Source organism: Neobacillus novalis NBRC 102450, from assembly GCF_001591805.1.
Classification (GTDB): Bacteria; Bacillota; Bacilli; order Bacillales; family Cytobacillaceae; genus Neobacillus; species Neobacillus novalis.
This window is the reverse complement of record NZ_BCVP01000003.1, coordinates 1-17,072: the sequence shown is the minus strand read 5'-3', so window position 1 is coordinate 17,072 and position 17,072 is coordinate 1. Positions and strand designations below refer to the sequence as shown.

Annotated in this window: 14 protein-coding genes and 1 other annotated feature (1 of these 15 running past the window's edge); all 14 genes read left to right on the top strand. The window is 43.4% G+C overall.

What is annotated here, in order from left to right; translation table 11 throughout:
- Window positions 1-213: a binding site (T-box leader), on the top strand (it extends 28 nt beyond the left edge of the window).
- A 74-nt stretch (window positions 214-287) separates the two neighbouring features.
- The 14 genes from ileS (at window position 288) to pyrE (ending at window position 16,777) form a co-directional block, all read left to right on the top strand.
- Complete coding sequence (ileS, locus tag BANVL01_RS01010) at window positions 288-3,059, top strand: isoleucine--tRNA ligase (protein ID WP_066085146.1); 2,772 nt, start codon at window positions 288-290, stop codon at window positions 3,057-3,059.
- Between the two features lie 146 nt (window positions 3,060-3,205).
- Entirely contained in the window at window positions 3,206-3,490 is a 285-nt protein-coding gene (locus BANVL01_RS01005) for a hypothetical protein (RefSeq protein ID WP_066085152.1), read from the top strand.
- Between the two features lie 89 nt (window positions 3,491-3,579).
- Window positions 3,580-4,074: a signal peptidase II gene (lspA, locus tag BANVL01_RS01000; RefSeq protein WP_235845453.1), complete on the top strand. Its 495-nt coding sequence runs from the start codon at window positions 3,580-3,582 to the stop codon at window positions 4,072-4,074.
- Window positions 4,046-4,957, top strand: a complete 912-nt coding sequence (locus BANVL01_RS00995) for an RluA family pseudouridine synthase (protein ID WP_066085160.1) — start codon at window positions 4,046-4,048, stop codon at window positions 4,955-4,957. The genes lspA and BANVL01_RS00995 overlap by 29 nt, the downstream gene beginning before the upstream one ends.
- Window positions 4,958-5,139: 182 nt before the next feature.
- Complete coding sequence (gene pyrR / locus BANVL01_RS00990) at window positions 5,140-5,679, top strand: bifunctional pyr operon transcriptional regulator/uracil phosphoribosyltransferase PyrR (RefSeq protein WP_066085163.1); 540 nt, start codon at window positions 5,140-5,142, stop codon at window positions 5,677-5,679.
- A gap of 158 nt (window positions 5,680-5,837) precedes the next feature.
- Entirely contained in the window at window positions 5,838-7,148 is a 1,311-nt protein-coding gene (locus BANVL01_RS00985; RefSeq protein WP_066085167.1) for a solute carrier family 23 protein, read from the top strand.
- Window positions 7,149-7,288: 140 nt separating this feature from the next.
- The gene (locus BANVL01_RS00980) at window positions 7,289-8,230 is read left to right on the top strand and encodes an aspartate carbamoyltransferase catalytic subunit (RefSeq protein ID WP_066096320.1); all 942 of its coding nucleotides are present in this window, start codon (window positions 7,289-7,291) and stop codon (window positions 8,228-8,230) included.
- Window positions 8,190-9,476 (top strand): dihydroorotase, encoded by a 1,287-nt coding sequence (gene pyrC / locus BANVL01_RS00975; protein WP_066085172.1) that lies wholly within the window; start codon window positions 8,190-8,192, stop codon window positions 9,474-9,476. The genes BANVL01_RS00980 and pyrC overlap by 41 nt, the downstream gene beginning before the upstream one ends.
- Window positions 9,473-10,579: a carbamoyl phosphate synthase small subunit gene (locus BANVL01_RS00970; RefSeq protein WP_066085178.1), complete on the top strand. Its 1,107-nt coding sequence runs from the start codon at window positions 9,473-9,475 to the stop codon at window positions 10,577-10,579. Before pyrC ends, BANVL01_RS00970 begins: the two co-directional genes overlap by 4 nt.
- Window positions 10,558-13,764, top strand: coding sequence for a carbamoyl-phosphate synthase large subunit (gene carB, locus BANVL01_RS00965; protein ID WP_066085180.1), 3,207 nt, complete (start codon window positions 10,558-10,560; stop codon window positions 13,762-13,764). Before BANVL01_RS00970 ends, carB begins: the two co-directional genes overlap by 22 nt.
- Window positions 13,761-14,534 (top strand): dihydroorotate dehydrogenase electron transfer subunit, encoded by a 774-nt coding sequence (locus BANVL01_RS00960; RefSeq protein ID WP_066085183.1) that lies wholly within the window; start codon window positions 13,761-13,763, stop codon window positions 14,532-14,534. The genes carB and BANVL01_RS00960 overlap by 4 nt, the downstream gene beginning before the upstream one ends.
- Window positions 14,531-15,472, top strand: coding sequence for a dihydroorotate dehydrogenase (locus BANVL01_RS00955; protein ID WP_066085186.1), 942 nt, complete (start codon window positions 14,531-14,533; stop codon window positions 15,470-15,472). The genes BANVL01_RS00960 and BANVL01_RS00955 overlap by 4 nt, the downstream gene beginning before the upstream one ends.
- On the top strand, window positions 15,444-16,157 hold the full coding sequence (gene pyrF, locus BANVL01_RS00950; protein WP_066085189.1) for an orotidine-5'-phosphate decarboxylase: 714 nt from the start codon (window positions 15,444-15,446) through the stop codon (window positions 16,155-16,157). Before BANVL01_RS00955 ends, pyrF begins: the two co-directional genes overlap by 29 nt.
- Window positions 16,157-16,777, top strand: coding sequence for an orotate phosphoribosyltransferase (gene pyrE, locus BANVL01_RS00945; RefSeq protein ID WP_066085192.1), 621 nt, complete (start codon window positions 16,157-16,159; stop codon window positions 16,775-16,777). The genes pyrF and pyrE overlap by 1 nt, the downstream gene beginning before the upstream one ends.
- The last annotated feature ends 295 nt before the right edge of the window (window positions 16,778-17,072 follow it).

Sequence of the window (17,072 nt, the reverse complement as noted above, 5' to 3'; positions counted from 1 at the left end):
TGTTCTAATACTTTCTAAAGCGAACCGGGGAGGGTGAAAGCCCGGTAAAGCAGAAGAATTGGAAGATCACCCTCGAGTTCCGGACCGAATTCCATAATGGATAGTAGGATCAGGCGTGTTATTCACGTTACGAATGGTAAAGAGGATAGTGTGTTTCATTTCATACTATTTATCAGGGTGGTACCGCGGGAATTAAACCTTCTCGTCCCTATTTTGGGATGAGAGGGTTTTTTTATTGTTCTTAATGGCTATTCTGTTAGATGATAGGATTACAGGAGGAAGAAAAAATGGAATACAAAGATACGTTATTAATGCCGAAAACTGAATTCCCGATGAGAGGCAATTTGCCGCAAAGAGAACCTGAGGTTCAGGCGAAATGGGAAGAAATGAATATTTATCAAAAGGTGCAAGAACGGACGAAAGGACGTCCAATGTTTGTTCTCCATGATGGACCACCCTACGCAAATGGGGATATCCATATGGGCCATGCGCTTAACAAAATTTTAAAGGATATGATTGTCCGCTATAAATCAATGAGCGGCTTCCATTCGCCATATGTACCAGGCTGGGATACACACGGGCTGCCGATTGAACAGGCTCTAACCAATAAAGGTGTTAAACGGAAAGAAATGACGGTGGCTGAATTCCGGGAGCTTTGTACGAAGTATGCCCTTGAGCAAATTGATAATCAGCGCTCACAATTTAAACGTCTCGGTGTTCGCGGTGACTGGGAAAATCCTTACATTACGCTTAAACCGGAATACGAAGCGCAACAAATTAAAGTCTTCGGTGAAATGGCGAAAAAGGGTTATATTTATAAAGGACTTAAGCCGGTATATTGGTCGCCTTCAAGTGAATCTGCACTTGCTGAGGCAGAAATTGAATACCAAGATAAACGTTCAGCATCCATCTATGTTGGCTTTAAGGTGAAAGACGGGAAAGGTGTCCTTGATACGGATACGCAAATTGTCATTTGGACAACAACACCTTGGACGATTCCAGCAAACTTAGGGATTTCTGTTCATCCTGACTTAACCTATGTGGTCGTTACCGCAAATGGTAACAAATTCTTAGTGGCTGAAGACCTTCTTGAAGCAGTAACGAAGGAAATTGGCTGGGAGGATGCTGCGGTTGTCCAAAAGGTCAAAGGGGCGGAATTAGAACAGATTGTTGCGGCACATCCGTTATATGAACGTGACTCTTTAGTTATGTTAGGTGAACACGTTACGACAGACGCTGGAACAGGCTGTGTTCATACCGCGCCGGGTCACGGGGAAGACGACTTCTATATTGGTCAAAAATACGGCCTGGATGTTCTATGCCCTGTTGATGATAAAGGGGTTATGACCAGTGAAGCCCCAGGTTTTGAAGGGTTATTCTACGATACGGCTAACAAAGCAATCACACAAGCGTTGGAAGAAGCTGGAGCGCTTTTAAAGCTTTCGTTTATTACCCACTCATACCCGCACGATTGGAGAACAAAGAAGCCGGTTATTTACCGTGCGACAGCACAGTGGTTTGCTTCCATTAAGGATTTCCGTAATGAACTATTGGAAGCCGTGAAGGAAACGAAATGGGTGCCGGCCTGGGGTGAAACACGTTTATTCAATATGGTTCGCGACCGTGGCGACTGGTGTATTTCCCGTCAACGGGTATGGGGTGTTCCTATCCCTGTTTTCTATGATGAAAATGGCAAAGAAATTATTACCGATGAAACAATCGAACATGTGTCAAATTTATTCCGTGAACATGGTTCAAATATTTGGTTTGAGCATGAAGCCAAGGATTTACTTCCTGAAGGATTTACCCATCCTGGAAGTCCTAATGGAACATTTACAAAAGAAACTGATATTATGGATGTTTGGTTTGACTCTGGCTCTTCCCATCAAGCTGTGTTAGTTGAGAGAGAGGATTTGGTCCGTCCTGCAGATCTTTATCTTGAAGGTTCCGACCAATACCGCGGCTGGTTTAACTCGTCATTATCCACTGCTGTTGCTGTAACCGGTGAAGCGCCATATAAAGGAGTACTAAGCCACGGGTTTGCCCTTGATGGTGAAGGCAGAAAAATGAGCAAATCGGTTGGAAATGTCGTTGTACCTGCGAAGGTCATGAACCAATTGGGCGCCGATATTTTACGCCTTTGGGTAGCATCCGTTGATTATCAATCAGATGTTCGTGTCTCTGACGCCATCCTGAAGCAGGTTGCCGAGGTATATCGTAAAATCCGTAATACCTTCCGTTTCTTACTTGGAAATCTAGCTGACTTTGATCCGGCAGTGAATCGGGTTGCTTATGAAGATTTACGTGAAGTGGATCAATTTATGCTCGTTAAATTAAATAAGTTGATAAAAAATGTACGTAATGCGTATGAAAACTATGAGTTTGCAGGTATTTATCACGCGGTCAATAATTTCTGTACACTTGACCTAAGTGCATTTTATCTTGATTTTGCCAAGGATGTTTTATACATTGAAGCGGTTGACCACCATGAGCGCCGGGCGATTCAAACCGTTTTATATGAAGCATTACTTGCGTTAACAAAGTTGGTATCGCCAATTCTATCTCATACGGCTGATGAAGTATGGAAGTTCATTCCTGCTGTTACTGAAGAAAGTGTCCAATTAACCGACCTTCCTGACTATCAGGAATTTGCGGGTGCGAAAGCCCTTGAAGAAAAATGGACGGCATTCATGAAGCTTCGTGACGATGTGTTAAAAGCACTCGAAGGAGCACGAAATGAAAAAGTTATTGGAAAATCGTTAACGGCAAAAGTTTCACTGTATGTTAATGATAAATCGAAGGCTCTTTTAGCTTCGATTGAAGAAAATATGAAACAGCTGTTTATCGTTTCAGGCTTTGAAGTGGCTGGATTGTACGAAGAAGCTCCTGAAAATGCTGTGAAATTAGAAACTGCAGCCATTGTTATTACAAAGGCTGAAGGTGAAACATGCGACCGCTGCTGGATTGTTTCAACAGAAGTTGGTCAGGATTCAGCGCATCCGACACTTTGCCCGCGTTGTGCTGAAGTTGTAAAAGAGAATTATTCACACTTGGCATAAGAAGAGGCCCCAAGCTAATTGCTTGGGGCTTTTTCATTAATTATCCTCTTCCGTTAATTGTTGTTGTTGATGTCAAATGTTTTCCCGTGTCAGTAATTCTTGGCCGGATATAATAAGACAAATGACAATACGGAGGTAATAGCACTATGAATGCCATGCAGGAAGAGCTGTTCTTGGAACTCCGTCAAACCCAAAAAGAAATTGAAAATTCATTAAAAAACAAACAAAAGCCCGATTGGCTGACATCGATTTTGAAAGAAGAACTTGCTGACATTGATGCAGCATTACTAAAAATGAAAAGCGGGAATTTTGGACTATGTGAAATTTCCGGAGAGTTTTTGCCAGATGATTTATTGAAAATAATTCCAACCTTAAAATCTATAAAGGATTCCGATGATTTAGAAATATATTACAAAAAACCGCTTCACTAGTCTTTTTTATCAAGTTTCATTGTCGTTTCGCGAAAAAGTATGCTAAAATGCTTAAGAAGTAATATTGGCTGATGTGGAGGTATTTCTTAGTGTTTTATTACTACTTAATCGCTCTTTTTGTTATTTTATTAGATCAGAGTACGAAATGGTTAATTGTTAACAACATGCATCAAGGAGAAAGCATTCCGATTATTGATAATGTTTTGTACATTACTTCTCATCGCAATCAAGGAGCTGCATGGGGGATCTTACAAGGTCAAATGTGGCTTTTTTATGTTATTACAATCGTTGTTATTGCCGCAATTATGTATTATATCTATAAAGCAGCGAAGGGCAAATGGCTCCTTGGGGTATCTCTTGCTTTTATGCTAGGCGGTGCAATCGGAAATTTCATTGACCGTGTGATTCACAAAGAAGTCGTCGACTTTATTCACACCTATATTTTTGGCTATAATTTTCCCGTTTTTAATATTGCGGATTCGGCTTTAGTGATTGGTGTAATTATGTTGATGATTCAAATGCTGCTAGATGAAAGAGAATCAAAGGAGAAATTAAATGGAGACAATGGAACACATCATTCTTGAGGAGCAAAAGGGAGATCGTATCGATAAGGTACTCTCAGGGCTTGATGAAGAATGGTCACGAACACAAGTTCAGCAATGGATTAAAGATGGGCATATCCTTGTTAATGGACAAACGGTTAAAACCAATTATAAATGCAGTTTAAATGATAAAATTGCAATCACGATTCCGGATCCAGAAGAGTTAGATGTGATTCCTGAAGAGTTGAATTTGGAAATTTATTATGAAGACAAAGATGTCTTGGTTGTCAATAAACCTAGGGGGATGGTGGTTCATCCCGCTCCCGGACATTTGACAGGGACCCTTGTTAACGGCTTAATGGCCCATTGTAAGGACTTATCTGGGATCAATGGGGTGTTAAGACCTGGGATTGTTCATCGAATTGACAAGGACACTACCGGCCTGTTAATGGTTGCTAAAAACGATATGGCTCATGAAAGCCTAGTTAATCAATTAGTCGAGAAAACTGTTACTCGTAAGTATATGGCGATTGTTCACGGTGTTATTCCACATGACTTTGGAACCATAGATGCCCCGCTGGGCAGGGATACAAAGGATAGGCAAAGTATGACAGTCGTTGATCATGGAAAACATGCTGTGACACATTTCCATGTCATCGAACGCTTTAAAGACTTTACATTTGTAGAATGTCAATTAGAGACTGGCAGAACCCATCAAATTCGTGTTCATATGAAATATATCGGCTACCCGCTTGCCGGGGATCCAAAGTATGGACCGAAAAAAACATTGGATATTGACGGACAGGCATTGCACGCTGGTGTGCTTGGATTTATTCACCCGAGAACCGGTGAATATTTAGAATTCGAGGCCCCGCTTCCAGATGATATCGAACGTTTGCTTGCGCAATTGCGAAAAAGTAATTGACGATTGTCGAAAATTACAGTAAGATAACGATAGTTGAATATGCCTTTAATTCGGTCCCGTGAGGCTGAGAAGGAAACGGTTAAAGAATGTAGGCTAGTTATGCCTGATTCTTAAAATTAACTTGTCTACCTCTCGCCAATATCGGTGAGAGGTTTTTTATTTTTGAAAGTAGGTGTTGCGATTTGCAAAAAGCACTTGTTCTTGATGAGCAGGCAATTGGCAGGGCGTTGACCCGAATTGCCCATCAAATTATCGAGAAAAATAAAGGTATTGAAGAGTGTGTTCTTGTTGGAATACGTACAAGAGGAATTTATCTGGCCGATCGCCTTGCTTCAAAAATTGCTGATATTGAGGGAAAGTCGGTTCCTGTTGGTGAATTAGATATTACTCTTTATCGGGATGATTTAACGAAGAAAACCGAGAATCAGGAACCACTTGTAAAAGGGTCAAATATTCCGGTTGAAATCAGAAACAAAAAGGTCATTCTCGTTGACGATGTATTGTATACAGGCAGAACGGTAAGAGCCGGACTTGATGCCCTTATGGATCTTGGCAGGCCTTCAGCTATCCAGCTTGCGGTTTTAGTGGATCGCGGCCATCGAGAGCTTCCAATTCGCGCTGATTATGTAGGGAAAAACATCCCAACATCAAGTGACGAAAAAATCGTGGTTGAATTAGCAGAAGTAGATAAAGTGGATCAAGTAAGTATCTTTGAAAAATAAATAGCTACCCTTTTAAAAGCAGTCCCGTGAGGCTGACAAAGGGGAAAGTGTCGCTCATTTTATTTAGGTGCGGCAATTTCTAAACCCTCTTTGTGCCTCCAGTGGACAAAGAGGGTTTTTTAATTAAAAAAATAAACCAGAAAACAGGGGAGATTAGAATGAACAACAAACCCATCCTAGACGTAAATGAGATTCCAAAACCAGACCAATGGCTGACATTAAGCATCCAGCATTTGTTCTCCATGTTTGGGGCAACCATTCTTGTGCCGTACCTTGTCGGCTTAAGCCCGGCAATTGCCCTTATCTCAAGCGGCCTGGGGACATTGGCATTTTTACTGATTACAAAATGGCAAGTACCAGCATATCTCGGGTCTTCCTTTGCGTATATAATCCCAATCAAACTCCTCAATGAAGCAGGCGGACCTGGTGCAGCAATGGCAGGGACCTTCCTGGCAGGACTCGTCTACGGGATGATTGCCCTGATTATTAGTAAGGGGGGATATCGTTGGATTATGAATCTGCTCCCGCCAATTGTAGTCGGACCGGTTATCATTGTTATTGGCTTGTCCATTGCCCCGACAGCGGTGGGAATGGCAATGAATAATACAGCAGGGGAATATAGCGTGATCCACTTCTCTGCTGCCTTGGTCACACTTGCTGCGACCATAATTTTCTCGATTTTTGCCAAAAAAATATTTAGCATGATCCCGATATTAGCAGGAATAATTGTTGGATATATTTACGCATTAATGGTGGGAATCGTTGATTTTACGGCAGTATTGAAAGCCGATTGGTTGGAAATGCCGGAATTTATCATCCCATTTGTCAGCTATAAGGTAAAAGTCACATGGGACATTTTCTGGTTAATGGTACCTGTCGCAGTGGTAACGATTTCCGAACATATCGGCCACCAGTTAATCCTTAGTAAGGTAGTAGGACGTGATTACATTAAGGAACCAGGGTTACATCGTTCTATCCTTGGGGACGGGACAGCAACGATTGTTTCAGCTTTAGTAGGCGGTCCTCCAAAAACAACCTACGGTGAAAATATTGGCGTCTTGGCAATTACCCGTGTCTACAGTGTATACGTACTGGCAGGCGCAGCAGTATTAGCGGTCATCTTCGGTTTTATTGGAAAAATAACAGCATTAATCCAAACGATTCCAACCCCAGTTATGGGTGGTGTCTCCATCCTATTGTTTGGAATAATCGCCTCATCAGGGCTAAGGATGTTAGTTGACAGTAAAATTGATTTTGATGATAAACGAAATCTGGTCATTTCATCAGTAATTCTTGTCGTTGGACTTGGCGGAGCTATTCTTAAGCTGCCATTTAAAGATATCCAAATTCAAGGGATGGCGTTAGCCGCCATTTTGGGTGTTGTTTTAAACCTCATCCTTCCGGGCAGACAGCCAGTAAGTGGCAGTATGTTTGATGCAGAAGTAGATAAAAACAAGAAAACAGCATAATATAGTTACCTTTTAACGAAGTCCAGAGAGGCTTAGAAGGGTGTTTAGCTTGAACCAGGTGGTTTCAGCTTTGATTCAATGCACCCTGAAGGAGATTTCAGGGTGCATTTTTAATGCTAAGAAAGGATGTGGAAGCGATGCTGCACCATTTACTAACCACGAATGAATTAAAGGTAGAGGAAATTTATCAACTACTTGAGGATGCGGGAAGGTTTTCGGAAGGAATGGTCTGGAGACCGGCACAGCAAATGTTTACCGCAAACCTATTTTTTGAAGCAAGTACAAGAACTAAATGCAGTTTCGAGGTGGCGGAACGAAGGTTAGGCATTGGGGTCATTCCATTTGAAGTGGAAACCTCAAGTGTCCAAAAAGGAGAAACACTTTATGATACGGTCAAAACATTGGAAGCGATCGGTGTCAATGCAATCGTTATTCGCCACGGGCAGGATCGTTATTTTGATGAATTGGTTGGAAAAATTAATATCCCAATTTTAAACGGAGGCGATGGATGCGGACACCATCCAACGCAGTCGCTCCTTGATCTTATGACAATTCAGCAGGAATTTGGCGGGTTTGAGGGCTTAAGAATTGCGATAATTGGCGATATCAGTCACAGCCGGGTGGCACATTCAAATGCCGATGCCTTAACTAGACTTGGTGCGGAAGTTATTTTCTCTGGACCGGAGGAATGGTTTGACTACCATAGTTTAAATTCTGCAAGATTTAGACCGATTGACGAAGCCGTCAGATCCTCGGATGTGGTCATGCTGCTAAGAGTCCAGCATGAACGGCATCAAAAGACGGGAAGCTTTACAGCTTCCGAGTATCATCACCAGTATGGCTTGACGCTAGAGCGGGAACAGCAAATGAAGCCTAACAGTATTATTATGCATCCCGCTCCTGTAAACCGGAATGTAGAAATTGCTGATAGCTTAGTAGAATGCAAACGTTCAAGAATCTTTAAGCAAATGGAAAACGGTGTCTATGTCAGAATGGCGGCCTTAAAACGGTCAATTGAGAGTTTAATGGGAGGAAATCAATATGAAACTGCTTCTTCAGAACGCAAATTACATAGCATCTAACGGAGAAAAAAATTCGGCTGATATTTTAATAGAAAACGGGATTGTTACGAAAATAGAAAAGAAGATTGAAGCGGAAGTTGACCGAAAAGTGGATGCGCCGGGAATGTTGGTTTCACCGGGATTTATCGACTTGCATGTCCATCTGCGCGAGCCCGGCGGAGAAAAGAAAGAGACAATTGCGACCGGAACCCTAGCTGCAGCTAGGGGGGGATTTACAACTGTGGCAGCCATGCCGAATACGAGACCGGTGCCTGACACCTTAAACCACATGGAGGACTTGCAAAAGCGGATTCAGGAGACTGCTTATGTGCGGGTTTTACCGTATGCCTCGATTACGACGAGACAGCTTGGTCAGGAATTGACGGACTTTGCAGCGTTGAAAAGTGCTGGGGCGTTTGCCTTTACCGATGACGGGGTAGGGGTGCAGTCGGCTGGGATGATGCTTAAGGCGATGAAAAAAGCGGCAGCTCTTAATATGGCGGTGGTTGCCCATTGTGAAGATAACAGCCTGATTAATAATGGCTGTGTCCATCAAGGGGCATTTGCAAAGCGCAATAATTTACATGGAATCCCATCAATTTGTGAAGCTGTTCAGATTGCCAGAGATGTCCTGCTCGCTGAATCCGCGGATTGTCATTACCATGTCTGCCATGTCAGCACGAAGGAATCTGTCAGGGTAATCAGGGATGCGAAACGTGCAGGAATTAAGGTAACAGCGGAAGTCACGCCGCACCATCTGATCTTAACTGAAGAGGATATTCCAGGACTTGACGCTAACTATAAAATGAATCCGCCGCTAAGAGATGCTGCTGATCGGGCTGCCTTAATCGAAGGCCTGCTGGATGGCACAATTGATTTCATCGCCACTGATCATGCCCCGCACACACCTGAAGAGAAAAGCGAAGGGATGGAATTGGCACCATTCGGGATTGTCGGATTAGAAACAGCTTTTCCGCTCCTATATACACATTTAGTAGTAAACAATATTATCTCACTTGAAGAATTAATCGGCTTTTTAACGACGAAACCGGCAGAAAGCTTTGCTCTTCCATATGGAAAAATCAAAGTCGGAGCGCCAGCAGATCTTGTCCTTTTAAATCTTAATGAAGAAAGAGAGATTGACCCGAACGCATTTTTTTCCAAAGGAAAAAACACTCCATTTACAGGCTGGAATTGTAAAGGCTGGCCGGAGATGACAATCGTAAATGGGGAGATCGTTTGGGAAAAAGGATGTGTGACAGCATGAAGGCACAGCTTATTTTAGAAGAGGGCACGGTGTTTATCGGAGACGGTTTTGGCAGTCATATGGATACAATGGGCGAAGTCGTTTTTAATACGGGAATGACTGGCTATCAGGAGATCCTTTCTGATCCATCTTATTGCGGGCAAATTGTCATGCTTACCTACCCGCTAGTTGGAAACTATGGAATTAACCGCGATGATTTTGAATCCATCAATCCGGCTTTAAAGGGATTTATTGTAAAGGAAGTGACGGACTTTCCGTCTAACTGGCGCAGCGAATTTACCCTTGATGAATATTTTAAAATGAAAAAAATCCCCGGAATTGCAGGGATTGACACGAGAAAACTACCGAGGATTATCCGTCAGTATGGAACATTAAAAGGGGCGATTTGCAGTATTGACCGCGATCCATATGAGGTGGTCAGCAGGCTGCGGCAAACAAGACTCCCAATCGACCAAGTAAGAACAGTATCAACAAAAAATTCTTATCCAAGCCCTGGCCGCGGGAAACGCATTGTTCTCGTTGATTTGGGGATGAAGCATGGTATCTTAAGAGAATTAAACAAGCGCGGCTGTGATGTTGTTGTTGTTCCGTATCATACGACTGCCGAAGAAATTCTCCGACTTCGTCCAGACGGGATCATGCTGTCAAATGGGCCAGGCGACCCGAAGGATGTTCCCGAAGCCATTCATATGATTAAACAAGTGATAGGGGTCATTCCGATATTTGGTATTTGCCTTGGACATCAAATATTTGCTTTGGCGTGCGGAGCAAACACGGTAAAAATGAAATATGGCCACCGTGGTTCCAACCATCCTGTCAAGGAGCTGGCGACAGGAAAAATTGCAATTACTTCACAAAATCATGGACACACAGTAGAAACAGAATCCTTACATCAAACGAGATTAACAATCACCCATACAGCATTGAACGATGGGACAATCGAAGGGCTAAAACATTTAGACTATCCTGCGTTTACCGTTCAATATCATCCTGAGGCATCGCCGGGACCGGAGGATGCAAACGGCTTATTTGAACACTTTCTTGCCATGATTGCAGCAGAAAAACAGGAGGTTACGACAATATGCCAAAACGTACAAATATAAACTCTATTTTAGTACTAGGGTCCGGACCCATTGTCATCGGTCAAGCAGCTGAATTTGATTACGCCGGTACGCAGGCGTGTATCGCGTTAAAGGAAGAGGGCTATCGTGTTATCCTCGTAAACTCAAACCCAGCAACAATCATGACCGATACAGAAATCGCTGACGCCGTATATATCGAACCGTTAACTGTCGAGTTTGTCAGCAGAATCATTCGGAAAGAACGCCCTGATGCAATACTAGCCACTCTTGGCGGCCAAACGGGGCTAAACCTTGCCGTAGAACTGGCAAATTCAGGCGTATTAAAAGAATGTGAAGTTGAAATTTTAGGCACAAAGCTTGCGGCCATTAATCAAGCAGAGGACCGCGAGTTATTCCGGAGCTTAATGAAGGAGCTAAATGAACCTGTTCCCGATAGTGAAATTATTCATGAAATTGCGGAAGCAAAAGCTTTCGTTGAAAAAATTGGCTTTCCGGTCATTGTCCGCCCAGCCTTTACACTTGGCGGAACCGGCGGCGGGATTTGCCGTAATGAGGAAGAACTTGAAGAAATCGTTACGGGCGGTTTGAAAAATAGTCCGGTACATCAATGCTTGCTAGAAAAAAGCATCGCTGGCTATAAGGAAATTGAATATGAAGTTATGCGAGATGCCAATGATAACGCGATTGTCGTCTGTAACATGGAAAACATCGACCCTGTTGGTGTCCATACCGGTGACTCCATCGTTGTCGCTCCAAGTCAAACCTTAAGCGACCGCGAATATCAGCTGCTCAGGAATGTATCGCTTAAAATTATTCGCGCTCTCGGCATTGAAGGAGGCTGCAATGTTCAGCTGGCCTTAGATCCGTATAGCTTTAATTACTATATTATCGAAGTAAATCCTAGGGTTAGCCGCTCATCTGCTCTTGCCTCGAAAGCCACCGGCTATCCAATTGCCAAGCTTGCTGCCAAAATCGCAGTCGGGTTAACACTCGATGAAATGTTAAATCCAGTTACGGGAAAAACATATGCGTGTTTCGAACCGGCACTTGATTATATCGTGACTAAGATCCCGCGTTGGCCATTTGATAAATTTGAATCGGGTAACCGTTCGCTTGGAACGCAAATGAAAGCAACCGGTGAAGTTATGGCAATCGGCCGTACGTTTGAAGAGTCACTGTTAAAGGCAATTCGCTCTCTTGAGGCTGGGGTCCATCATTTTGAATTAAACGATGCGGATGAAATTGATGACGAGCTCCTTGAAAAACGCATTCAAAAAGCCGGGGATGAGCGCCTCTTTTATATAGCGGAGGCTCTAAAGCGGGGAACTTCGATTGAAACCATTCATCAATGGAGTAAAATTGATCTATTTTTCCTAAAGAAAATGGCCGGAATCATTGAACTTGAAGCGTTGCTTGCTGCCCGCCCAAATGACAGTGAACTTCTGAAAGAAGCAAAACAAAAGGGTTTTTCTGATAAACAAATTGCTGAGCTTTGGAATCGTTCTGAATCTCAGGTTTATCAATTACGCAAGGACTTAGGTCTAATCCCGGTCTACAAAATGGTCGATACATGTGCGGCTGAATTTGAGAGTGAAACTCCGTATTACTATGGGACGTATGAAGAGGAAAATGAATCCGTTGTTTCAGACAAGAAGAGTGTGATTGTGCTTGGCTCTGGTCCCATTCGAATCGGCCAAGGGATCGAGTTTGATTATGCTACCGTCCATTCAGTAAAAGCCATTAAAGAAGCAGGCTATGAGGCAATTATTATTAACAACAATCCGGAAACCGTCTCAACCGATTTCAGTATCTCCGATAAGCTCTATTTTGAACCGTTGACACTTGAGGATGTCATGCATATCATTGACCTTGAACAGCCAATTGGGGTCGTAGTCCAGTTCGGCGGCCAGACCGCGATCAATTTGGCAGCAGGGCTTCACGCTAATGGTGTGAAAATTTTAGGAACAAGCTTAGAGGATTTAGACCGGGCAGAGAATCGTGATAAATTTGAACAAGCGCTGGAACTATTAAACATTCCGCAGCCGCTTGGTAAAACCGCCTTATCGGTCGAAGAAGCTGTTAGCATTGCCGAGGAGATTGGCTACCCGGTACTAGTTCGTCCTTCTTACGTCCTTGGCGGCCGGGCCATGGAAATTGTCTATCAAAAGGAAGAACTGCTTCATTACATGGAAAATGCTGTAAAAATTAATCCAGAAGTCCCCGTTTTGATTGACCGCTACTTAACGGGAAAGGAGATTGAGGTGGATGCTATTTGTGACGGGGAGCAGGTCTTAATCCCGGGAATCATGGAGCATATTGAACGGGCTGGAGTCCACTCCGGGGATTCGATTGCCGTCTATCCGCCGCAGACACTTTCAGAGAATGTGAAACGAGCACTTGCCCACTATACCGAAAAATTGGCGCGGGGCTTAAACATTATCGGACTATTAAACATTCAATATGTTTTATCTGGTGATCAAGTCTATGTTCTTGAAGTGAATCCACGTTCAAGCAGGACGATGCCGTTTTTAAGTAAAATCACCAATGTGCCAATGGCAAAGATTGCAACAAAGGCAATCTTAGGAATTTCGCTTGAACAACAAGGATACCAGCCGGGGCTTCTTGAGGAAAAAAGCGGCGTTTATGTCAAGGTTCCCGTTTTCTCGTTTGCTAAGCTGAAAAGTGTCGATATTACTTTAGGACCGGAGATGAAATCAACCGGTGAAGTAATGGGCAAGGATCATACTCTCGAAAAGGCTCTATATAAGGGGCTGATTGCCTCAGGAATGAATATTAAAAGGATTGGTACTGTCTTGTTCACCGTTGCGGATAAAGATAAAGAAGAAGCATTAAAACTCGCCGAAAGATTTGCTGTAAATGGGTATCGGTTAATGGCCACAATCGGGACGGCCACAGTCTTGGAATCTGCCGGTTTGAAGGTAAATGTTGTTGGGAAAATTGGCTCTGAAGGCCAGACCTTATTAGATGTGATTCAGCAAGGTGAGGTTCAATTCATTATCAATACGCTGACAAAAGGGAAACAGCCGGAGAGAGATGGTTTTAGAATCCGTCGAGAAGCTGTTGAAAACGGAGTTCCATGTTTAACTTCCTTAGACACCGCAGATGCGATTTTAAAAGTAATCGAATCGATGAATTTTTCAGCGGAAGCGATTGAAGGAGCTGAAAAGGAGGCCGTCATCAAATGATGCAAAAGGAGTTTTGCCGGATCATCAGCCAAACGGAAATTGCTGAGGACATTTTTGAACTGTCAGTTAAGGGGGAATTGGTTAGTCAAATCAATGCTCCAGGCCAGTTTGTCCATATTCGGGTCACAGACAGATGGGGCCCCCTTTTACGAAGACCGATTAGTATTTCTTCCTTTAATAAAGCGACTAAGCAATTGACGATGATTTATCGTAAGGAAGGGCAGGGGACCGCATTGCTTGCCAAAATGGTGCCGGGGATGGAGCTTGATATCCTTGGCCCGCTTGGAAACGGTTTTCCTATTGAGGAGGTAAGCAGTGGTGAAACAGCGTTGCTCGTCGGCGGTGGAATCGGTGTTCCGCCACTTTATGAACTATCGAAGCAATTGGCAGCAAAAGGCTGTAATGTTATTCATGTCCTCGGTTTTCAAACCAAATCAACGGTATTTTACGAACAGGAATTTTTGAAAAATGGCGAAACGTACGTTGCAACGGTTGATGGTACCTACGCGGCAAAAGGCTTTGTAACGGATGTAGTGGATAGATTAAGGTTTGATTGTATTTTTGCATGCGGCCCAACCCCAATGTTAAAAGCACTTGAACAACACTATTCAGATAAAAAGATGTTTTTATCATTAGAAGAACGAATGGGCTGCGGAATCGGGGCGTGCTTTGCCTGCGTCTGTAAAAAGGCAGACGACCCTTTAGGCGTTTCCTATAAAAAAGTCTGCAGTGACGGACCTGTTTTCCGTGCCGGTGAGGTAGTGATATGAGCCGTTTGAATGTAGAATTACCGGGTTTAAACCTAAAAAACCCAATTATGCCTGCCTCAGGCTGCTTTGGGTTTGGGCGGGAGTATAGCCAATTTTATGATTTAAGTGTCCTAGGAGCGATTATGATTAAAGCAACGACAGTTGAACCGAGATTCGGCAATCCCACACCACGAGTTGCTGAAACGGATGCCGGCATGCTCAATGCCATTGGTTTGCAAAATCCTGGTTTAGAAAAAGTAATCGCCAAGGAGTTACCGTGGTTATCACAATTTGATGTTCCAATTATTGCGAACGTTGCCGGCTCACTTGAAGAAGATTATGTGGCGGTTGCAAGCGAAATTTCGAAGGCTGCGAATGTTCACGCATTGGAATTAAATATTTCTTGTCCAAACGTCAAGACAGGAGGCATTGCCTTTGGAACGATTCCTGAGGTAGCGAAGCAATTGACCCGGAAGGTGAAAGAGGTATCTGAGGTTCCTGTTTATGTGAAGCTCTCACCGAATGTCACGAATATTGTCGAGATGGCCAAGGCCGTTGAGGAAGGCGGTGCCGATGGTTTAACGATGATTAATACAATTGTCGGCATGAGACTTGATTTAAAAACTGGAAGGCCGATTTTAGCAAACAGGACCGGTGGACTATCTGGACCAGCGATTAAGCCGGTGGCGATTCGGATGATCTATGAGGTAAGCCAGGCCGTTTCACTGCCGATTATCGGAATGGGCGGTGTGCAATCGGCTGAGGATGTCGTCGAGTATTTTTACGCAGGTGCAAGTGCCGTGGCAGTTGGGACAGCGAATTTCGTCGATCCATTTGTTTGCCCAACTATCATTGAGGAATTGCCGCCGATTTTAGAAAAATTAGGGTTCGAACACATCAGTGAATGCAAGGGAAGGAGCTGGAAACAGCATGAACCATTCGCTCATTATCGCGCTTGATTTTGCTGACATCAGCGAGGTTGGCCGATTTTTGACACCGTTTGAAGATAGGCAGCTTTTTCTAAAGGTAGGCATGGAATTATTTTACCAGGAAGGTCCGGCAATCGTTGATTATTTGAAAGTTAGAGGGCATCAGCTTTTTCTAGATTTAAAGCTTCATGATATTCCGAATACCGTAAAAAGTGCAATGAAAGGACTGGCGCGATTGGAATGTGATTTGGTCAATGTTCATGCCGCAGGGGGGAAAGAAATGATGCGTGAAGCATTAGAAGGATTAGAGGCAGGAACAGCTGCTGGTCGAAAGCGCCCTAGGTGTATCGCTGTTACGCAATTGACAAGTACTTCGCAAGAACAGATGAATAAAGAACAGCTGATTCCCGTCGCATTGGACGAATCTGTGCTCCATTATGCTTCGTTAGCAAAAGATGCTGGGTTAGATGGGGTCGTATGCTCGGCGTGGGAATCTGATGCTATTCGGAAAAAGGTTGGGCAGTCATTTTTAACCGTTTGCCCGGGAATCAGGATGAAGTCTGATCAAATTGATGATCAAAAGCGCGTAACTACCCCAGATTATGCAAGAGATGCAGGAGTAAGTGCAATAGTTGTCGGACGCTCAATTACACGGTCAGCTGACCCAGTAGAGAGCTATGAAAAATGGATGAATGCATGGAAAGGGGACTATTAATGAAACACAAAATTGCCGAAAAACTATTAGAAATCAATGCGGTAGCCTTGAGACCACAGGATCCTTTTACTTGGACATCAGGGTTAAAATCACCGATCTATTGTGATAATCGCCTGACTCTTTCATTCCCAGAAGTGAGGCGGGAAATAGCAGCGGGATTACAAACACTGATCCTTGAACACTTTAAGGAAGCTGAAGTTATTGCCGGAACAGCAACCGCAGGGATTCCGCATGCAGCCTGGGTCAGTGAGCTGTTGAACTTGCCGATGTGCTATGTACGTTCGAAAGCGAAAGGGCATGGCAAGGGGAATCAGATTGAAGGCAAGGTTGAACAAGGTCAGAAGGTTGTCGTTGTCGAAGATTTAATTTCAACCGGCGGCAGTGTAATTACAGCAGTTCAAGCCTTACGGGATGCTGGCTGTGAAGTGCTGGGAGTAGTATCAATTTTTACATATGGGCTTGAAAAAGGAAAACAGCTTCTTCAAGAAGCAGAAATTGACAGTTTTTCACTAACCGATTTTCCAGCGTTAATCGAGGCAGCCATTTCAGCTGGATATGTCAGCGCAGATGATCAAGAAAGCCTGCTTTTGTGGAGGAAAGACCCTGTAAATTGGCAATAATACGGCGATTAGAAAAGTCCCAAGTGAAAAATCGACACTTGGGACGTGATTTAAGTATCGTCTATGCAATTTGTGAGAAAAAATATCTTTTTTCGGGATTTCCAATTAATTTTGAGATTAATAATCCAAATTTCAGGGAAGTGCTGGTTTAGAGGTGGAAGTTTGTTAAGAAGGGAATCCCTGTCGAATCACAATCAAGTAGATTCGCAATTAAAACCATCAGATTCGCAAATAAAACCATCAGATTCGCAAATAAAACCATCAGATTCGCAAATAAAACCATCAGATTCGCAAA

What these genes read in the sequence shown, in the direction of transcription:
- ileS (WP_066085146.1), top strand. Translation starts at nt 288, where the DNA reads ATGGAATACAAAGATACGTTATTAATGCCGAAAACTGAATTCCCGATG.
- BANVL01_RS01005 (WP_066085152.1), top strand. Translation starts at nt 3,206, where the DNA reads ATGAATGCCATGCAGGAAGAGCTGTTCTTGGAACTCCGTCAAACCCAA.
- BANVL01_RS00995 (WP_066085160.1), top strand. Translation starts at nt 4,046, where the DNA reads ATGGAGACAATGGAACACATCATTCTTGAGGAGCAAAAGGGAGATCGT.
- BANVL01_RS00985 (WP_066085167.1), top strand. Translation starts at nt 5,838, where the DNA reads ATGAACAACAAACCCATCCTAGACGTAAATGAGATTCCAAAACCAGAC.
- pyrC (WP_066085172.1), top strand. Translation starts at nt 8,190, where the DNA reads ATGAAACTGCTTCTTCAGAACGCAAATTACATAGCATCTAACGGAGAA.
- BANVL01_RS00970 (WP_066085178.1), top strand. Translation starts at nt 9,473, where the DNA reads ATGAAGGCACAGCTTATTTTAGAAGAGGGCACGGTGTTTATCGGAGAC.
- carB (WP_066085180.1), top strand. Translation starts at nt 10,558, where the DNA reads ATGCCAAAACGTACAAATATAAACTCTATTTTAGTACTAGGGTCCGGA.
- BANVL01_RS00960 (WP_066085183.1), top strand. Translation starts at nt 13,761, where the DNA reads ATGATGCAAAAGGAGTTTTGCCGGATCATCAGCCAAACGGAAATTGCT.
- BANVL01_RS00955 (WP_066085186.1), top strand. Translation starts at nt 14,531, where the DNA reads ATGAGCCGTTTGAATGTAGAATTACCGGGTTTAAACCTAAAAAACCCA.
- pyrF (WP_066085189.1), top strand. Translation starts at nt 15,444, where the DNA reads ATGAACCATTCGCTCATTATCGCGCTTGATTTTGCTGACATCAGCGAG.
- pyrE (WP_066085192.1), top strand. Translation starts at nt 16,157, where the DNA reads ATGAAACACAAAATTGCCGAAAAACTATTAGAAATCAATGCGGTAGCC.